Raw genomic sequence first — 5,403 nt, forward strand, 5'->3', positions numbered from 1 at the left:
AAATTACTTCGCTTTACCCTGGTTGGCGACGGCAGCAGCTTTCGCCGCGATCTCTTCCGCGTTGCCCAGATAGTAATGTTTGATCGGCTTGAAGTTTTCATCGAACTCATATACCAGCGGTACGCCGGTCGGGATGTTCAGTTCGAGGATCTCGTCTTCGCCCATGTTGTCGAGGTATTTCACCAGCGCGCGCAGGGAGTTACCGTGAGCGGCGATGATCACGCGCTCACCGCTTTTCAGGCGCGGCAGAATGGTTTCGTTCCAGTAAGGCACGACGCGGTCGATGGTCAGCGCCAGGCTTTCAGTGGTCGGCAGTTCGGCGTCGGTCAGTTTTGCATAGCGCGGATCGTGGCCCGGGTAGCGCTCGTCGTCTTTGGTCAGCTCCGGCGGAGTGACAGCGAAGCCGCGACGCCACTGTTTAACCTGCTCGTCACCGTATTTTTCAGCGGTTTCCGCTTTGTTCAGGCCCTGCAGCGCGCCGTAATGACGCTCGTTCAGCTTCCAGGATTTCTCAACCGGCAGCCAGGCCTGATCCAGTTCGTCCAGCACGTTCCACAGGGTGTGGATGGCACGTTTCAGCACGGAGGTATAAGCAAAATCAAAGCTGAAGCCTTCAGCCTTCAGCAGTTTACCCGCTGCTTTCGCTTCGCTAACGCCTTTCTCGGACAGATCCACGTCGTACCAACCGGTGAAGCGGTTTTCGTTGTTCCACTGGCTTTCGCCATGACGAACCAGTACCAGCTTAGTTACAGCCATTCTCTCACTCCTCTCTACACGCCATCCCTCGCGCCGCGAACGGTGCGCTGAATGTGATGGTGTATGTGTTATTGATTGATAACTATTCTCATTATATTGCCGTGATTTGGCGCACGGCAATGCTTATCCCTAACCATAGCGAAAATAGTGGCGCAGTGTAAGGTGCTTGTAATACACAGGTTATTTTTTTGTCCTTTGGTGACGGAAAATAGAGCAGGTTGCTGAAAAAAGAGGCGGCAGAGAGGAGGGCGGGGACGAAAAGCAGCGCCCCCTGATGGAGGGCGCTGGCGATTATCGGGCGATAAACTGATATTCCGTCAGGCTGACGTACTCCTGGCCCGGACGTAATACACAGTCCGGCTGCGGCCATTGCGGATGGTTCGGCGAATCCGGCAGGAATTCGCTCTCCAGCGCCAGCCCCTGCCAGTCGGCGTAGGGCTCCGTCGTCTGCGACGGGGTGCCGCCGAGATAGTTGCCGGAGTAAAACTGCAGCGCCGGAGCGGAGGTATAGACCGTCATCTGCAGCTTGCCATCCTGCGACCAGACCTGTGCCGCAGGCTGGCTGGCGTCGCCTTTGGCATCCAGCAGGAAGGCATGATCGTATCCCTTCACCTTTTGCTGATCGGCATCCGCGAGGAAGTCGGCGGCGATGGTTTTCGGCTGGCGGAAATCAAAGCTGGTGTTAGCAACATCTTTCAGTTCGCCACCCGGGATACCGTCGCTTTCCACCGGCAGATACCTCTGGGCGAGGATCTGGAGCTGATGCTGGCGCACATCGCCCTGCTCACCGTCGAGGTTGAAATAGACGTGATTGGTCATATTCACCGGGCAGGGTTGGTCCACGGTGGCGCGATAGGTAATCGCGATGCGGTTATCGTCGGTCAGACGATAGTGCGCGGTGGCCTGCAGGGTGCCCGGAAAGCCTTGATCGCCATCGGGCGAGGTCAGGGCGAACAGCACTTCCTGCTCGTCGGCGCGGACAATGCGCCAGCGGCGCTTATCAAATCCTTCCGGGCCGCCGTGGAGCTGGTGACCCGCGTCGTTTGACGGCGTGACGTTGACGACCTGGCCGTCAAGCGGGAAGCGGCTGTGGCCGATACGGTTGGCGTAGCGGCCTACCGAGGCGCCAAGAAATGCGGCCTGGCGAGCATAGTCTTCCAACTTTGCGCAGCCCAGCAGCGGTCGGCGCAGGCTGCCATCGGCCAACGGCACCTCGGCGCTGAGCAGCGTCGCGCCCCAGTCCGCCACGGTGACGGTCATCCCCGACTTATTGCGCAGGGTCACCTGCTGCCATGGCTGACCGTCCGGGGCCAGCGCGGTGGTTTGCGTTAGCATTGCCCGGCCCCCTGTGACGGTTTGCAGACATAGAATGTCTCTTTAATACCGGTTTTCGCTTCATACTCGTTGGCAACGGCCTGCTGAACGGTATCGACCAGATCTTCCGGGATTAACGCTACCACGCAGCCGCCAAAGCCGCCGCCGGTCATGCGCACGCCGCCCTTATCGCCGATCGCGGCCTTAACGATCTCCACCAGGGTGTCGATCTGCGGGACGGTGATCTCGAAATCATCACGCATCGAGGCGTGGGACTCTGCCATCAGCTCACCCATCCGCTTCAGGTCGCCTTTTTCGAGGGCGCTGGCGGCTTCCACAGTGCGGGCATTCTCCGTCAGCACGTGGCGTACGCGCTTCGCGACGACCGGATCCAGCTCATGGGCGACGGCGTTAAATTGCTCAAGGGTGACATCGCGCAGGGCGGGCTGCTGGAAGAAGCGCGCGCCGGTTTCGCACTGTTCACGACGGGTGTTGTACTCGCTGCCGACGAGGGTGCGCTTAAAGTTGCTGTTGATGATCACCACCGCCACGCCTTTCGGCATCGAGACGGCTTTGGTGCCCAGCGAACGGCAGTCGATCAGCAGCGCGTGGTCTTTTTTGCCCAGCGCTGAAATCAGCTGATCCATGATGCCGCAGTTGCAGCCGACGAACTGGTTTTCCGCCTCCTGGCCGTTGAGGGCGATTTGCGCGCCATCCAGCGGCAGATGATACAGCTGTTGGAACACGGTGCCGACGGCGACTTCCAGCGAGGCTGAGGAGCTTAACCCCGCACCCTGCGGTACATTGCCGCTGATCACCAGATCCGCGCCGCCAAAGTGGCTGTTCCGCTGCTGCAGATGCTTTACCACGCCGCGGACATAGTTCGACCACTGCTGGGTGTCGTGGCTGATAATCGGCGCGTCGAGAGAGAACTCATCGGTCTGATTGTCGTAATCGGCGGCAATCACCCGCACCGTACGATCGTCGCGCGGCGCACAGCTGATCACCGTCTGGTAGTCGATAGCGCAGGGCAGCACAAAACCGTCGTTGTAATCGGTATGCTCGCCGATCAGGTTGACGCGGCCTGGCGCTTGAATGACATGGCTGGCCGGGTAGCCGAAGGCGTCAGCGAACAGGGTTTGGGTTTTCTCTTTCAGACTCATCATTACACTCCGGATTCACGAAAATGGACGTCGCTGACGGCGCGCAGTCGTTCGGCAGCTTGCTCGGCGGTCAGATCGCGCTGAGTTTCGGCCAGCATTTCATAACCAACCATAAACTTGCGGACCGTCGCGGAGCGCAGCAGCGGCGGATAAAAGTGGGCATGAAGCTGCCAGTGGTTATGGTCTTCGTCGTTAAACGGCGCGCCGTGCCAGCCCATGGAGTAGGGGAATGAGCACTGGAACAGGTTGTCGTAACGGCTGGTCAGCTTTTTCAACGCCAGCGCCAGATCGCTGCGCTGGGCGTCGGTGAGATCGGTTATGCGCTGCACGTGCGCTTTCGGCAACAGCAGCGTTTCGAACGGCCAGGCGGCCCAGTAGGGCACCACCGCCAGCCAGTGCTCGGTGTCCACCACCGTGCGGCTGCCGTCGGCCAGTTCGCGCTGCACATAGTCCAGCAGCATCGGCTGGCCCTGTGCGGCGTAATACTCTTTCTGCAGACGGTCTTCCCGTTCCGCTTCATTGGGCAGGAAACTGTTGGCCCACACCTGACCATGCGGGTGAGGGTTGGAGCAGCCCATCGCTGCCCCTTTGTTTTCAAAAACCTGCACCCACGGGTAGCTTTTCCCGAGGTCCGCGGTCTGTTCCTGCCACGTTTTAACCACGTCTTCCAGCGCTTCAAGGCTCAGTTCCGGCAGCGTTTTGCTGTGGTCTGGCGAGAAGCAGATCACCCGACTGGTGCCGCGGGCGCTCTGGCAGCGCATCAGCGGATCGTCACTCTCCGGTGCGTCCGGGGTGTCGGTCATCAGGGCCGCAAAGTCGTTGGTAAATACGTAGGTACCGGTGTAATTCGGGTTGGTGTCGCCGGTCACCCGGGTGTTGCCCGGGCACAGGAAACAGTCCGGATCGTGGGCCGGCAAGGTCTGTTTTGCCGGCGTTTCCTGCGCCCCCTGCCAGGGGCGCTTGGCGCGATGCGGAGAAACCAGAATCCACTGTCCGGTTAACGGGTTATAACGACGATGTGGATGGTCAACGGGGTTAAATACGCTCATGAAGGTTCCTTAGTCTGGATAACCCTGCGGATGACGGGACTGCCAGTGCCAGGTGTCCTGCGCCATTTCGTCCAGGTTGCGCGTTACGCGCCAGTTCAGCTCGCGGTCGGCCTTGGCAGCATCCGCCCAGTAGGCCGGGAGGTCGCCATCGCGGCGCGGCGCGAAATGGTAGTTAATGGGTTTGCCGCAGGCCTTGCTGAAAGCATTGACTACGTCGAGCACGCTGCTGCCGACGCCGGCGCCAAGGTTGTAGATATGCACCCCGGCTTTGTCAGCCAGTTTTTCCATGGCCGCGACGTGGCCATCGGCGAGGTCCATCACATGGATGTAATCGCGCACGCCGGTACCATCTTCGGTCGGATAGTCGTTACCAAAAATGGCCAGCGATTCGCGACGGCCAACGGCGACCTGGGCGATGTAGGGCATCAGGTTGTTCGGGATCCCCTGCGGGTCTTCCCCCATGTCGCCCGACGGGTGGGCGCCGACCGGGTTGAAGTAGCGCAGCAGGGCAATGCTCCACTCCGGCTGGGCTTTCTGCAGGTCGGTCAGGATCTGCTCTACCATCAGCTTGCTTTTGCCGTAAGGGCTTTGCGGGGTGCCGGTCGGGAAGCTTTCGACATACGGGATTTTCGGCTGATCGCCGTAGACGGTAGCGGAGGAGCTAAAGATAAAGTTCTTCACGCCAGCGGCGCGCATGGCAGAGACTAATTTCAGTGTGCCGGTGACGTTATTGTCGTAATATTCCAGCGGCTTGGCGACGGACTCCCCGACGGCTTTCAGCCCGGCGAAGTGGATCACTGCCTCAATGGCGTGATCGTGGAGGATCTCCGTCATCAGCGCTTCGTTACGAATATCGCCTTCAATAAAGGTGGCTTCTTTGCCGCCGAGACGTTCAATCACCGGCAGTACGCTGCGCTTGCTGTTGCAGAGATTGTCGAGGATCACCACCTCGTGTCCCTGCTGCAGCAGTTGAACGCAGGTATGACTTCCAATGTAACCGCTACCACCTGTAACCAGAACTTTCATGATTCGCTCCATTCGGCTTATCGTTTGTGAGGAAGATAGCATATCAAAGAAGTGAAAAGTGTGACATAGGGCAAGTTAGTGGAATCGTTTACACT

The 5,403-nt window shown here is 59.3% G+C and carries 5 protein-coding genes; all 5 read right to left on the reverse strand.

The window, feature by feature from the left end; translation table 11 throughout:
* Positions 1–3 precede the first annotated feature (3 nt).
* Positions 4–756, reverse strand: coding sequence for a 2,3-diphosphoglycerate-dependent phosphoglycerate mutase (gene gpmA / locus VZP09_RS03930; protein ID WP_002895089.1), 753 nt, complete (start codon positions 754–756; stop codon positions 4–6).
* Positions 757–1,047: 291 nt separating this feature from the next.
* Positions 1,048–2,091: a galactose-1-epimerase gene (gene galM, locus VZP09_RS03935; RefSeq protein WP_004142169.1), complete on the reverse strand. Its 1,044-nt coding sequence runs from the start codon at positions 2,089–2,091 to the stop codon at positions 1,048–1,050.
* Complete coding sequence (gene galK / locus VZP09_RS03940; RefSeq protein ID WP_004179071.1) at positions 2,085–3,233, reverse strand: galactokinase; 1,149 nt, start codon at positions 3,231–3,233, stop codon at positions 2,085–2,087. The genes galM and galK overlap by 7 nt, the downstream gene beginning before the upstream one ends.
* A gap of 2 nt (positions 3,234–3,235) precedes the next feature.
* Positions 3,236–4,282, reverse strand: a complete 1,047-nt coding sequence (galT, locus tag VZP09_RS03945) for a galactose-1-phosphate uridylyltransferase (RefSeq protein ID WP_002895147.1) — start codon at positions 4,280–4,282, stop codon at positions 3,236–3,238.
* A gap of 9 nt (positions 4,283–4,291) precedes the next feature.
* Positions 4,292–5,308: a UDP-glucose 4-epimerase GalE gene (gene galE, locus VZP09_RS03950; protein ID WP_002895150.1), complete on the reverse strand. Its 1,017-nt coding sequence runs from the start codon at positions 5,306–5,308 to the stop codon at positions 4,292–4,294.
* Positions 5,309–5,403 lie beyond the last annotated feature (95 nt).

The sequence above is a fragment of the Klebsiella sp. EMBS2024 genome, from assembly GCF_036233805.1.
Classification (GTDB): Bacteria; Pseudomonadota; Gammaproteobacteria; order Enterobacterales; family Enterobacteriaceae; genus Klebsiella; species Klebsiella pneumoniae.

What these genes read in the sequence shown, in the direction of transcription:
- galT (WP_002895147.1), bottom strand. Translation starts at nt 4,282, where the DNA reads ATGAGCGTATTTAACCCCGTTGACCATCCACATCGTCGTTATAACCCG.
- galM (WP_004142169.1), bottom strand. Translation starts at nt 2,091, where the DNA reads ATGCTAACGCAAACCACCGCGCTGGCCCCGGACGGTCAGCCATGGCAG.
- galE (WP_002895150.1), bottom strand. Translation starts at nt 5,308, where the DNA reads ATGAAAGTTCTGGTTACAGGTGGTAGCGGTTACATTGGAAGTCATACC.
- galK (WP_004179071.1), bottom strand. Translation starts at nt 3,233, where the DNA reads ATGAGTCTGAAAGAGAAAACCCAAACCCTGTTCGCTGACGCCTTCGGC.
- gpmA (WP_002895089.1), bottom strand. Translation starts at nt 756, where the DNA reads ATGGCTGTAACTAAGCTGGTACTGGTTCGTCATGGCGAAAGCCAGTGG.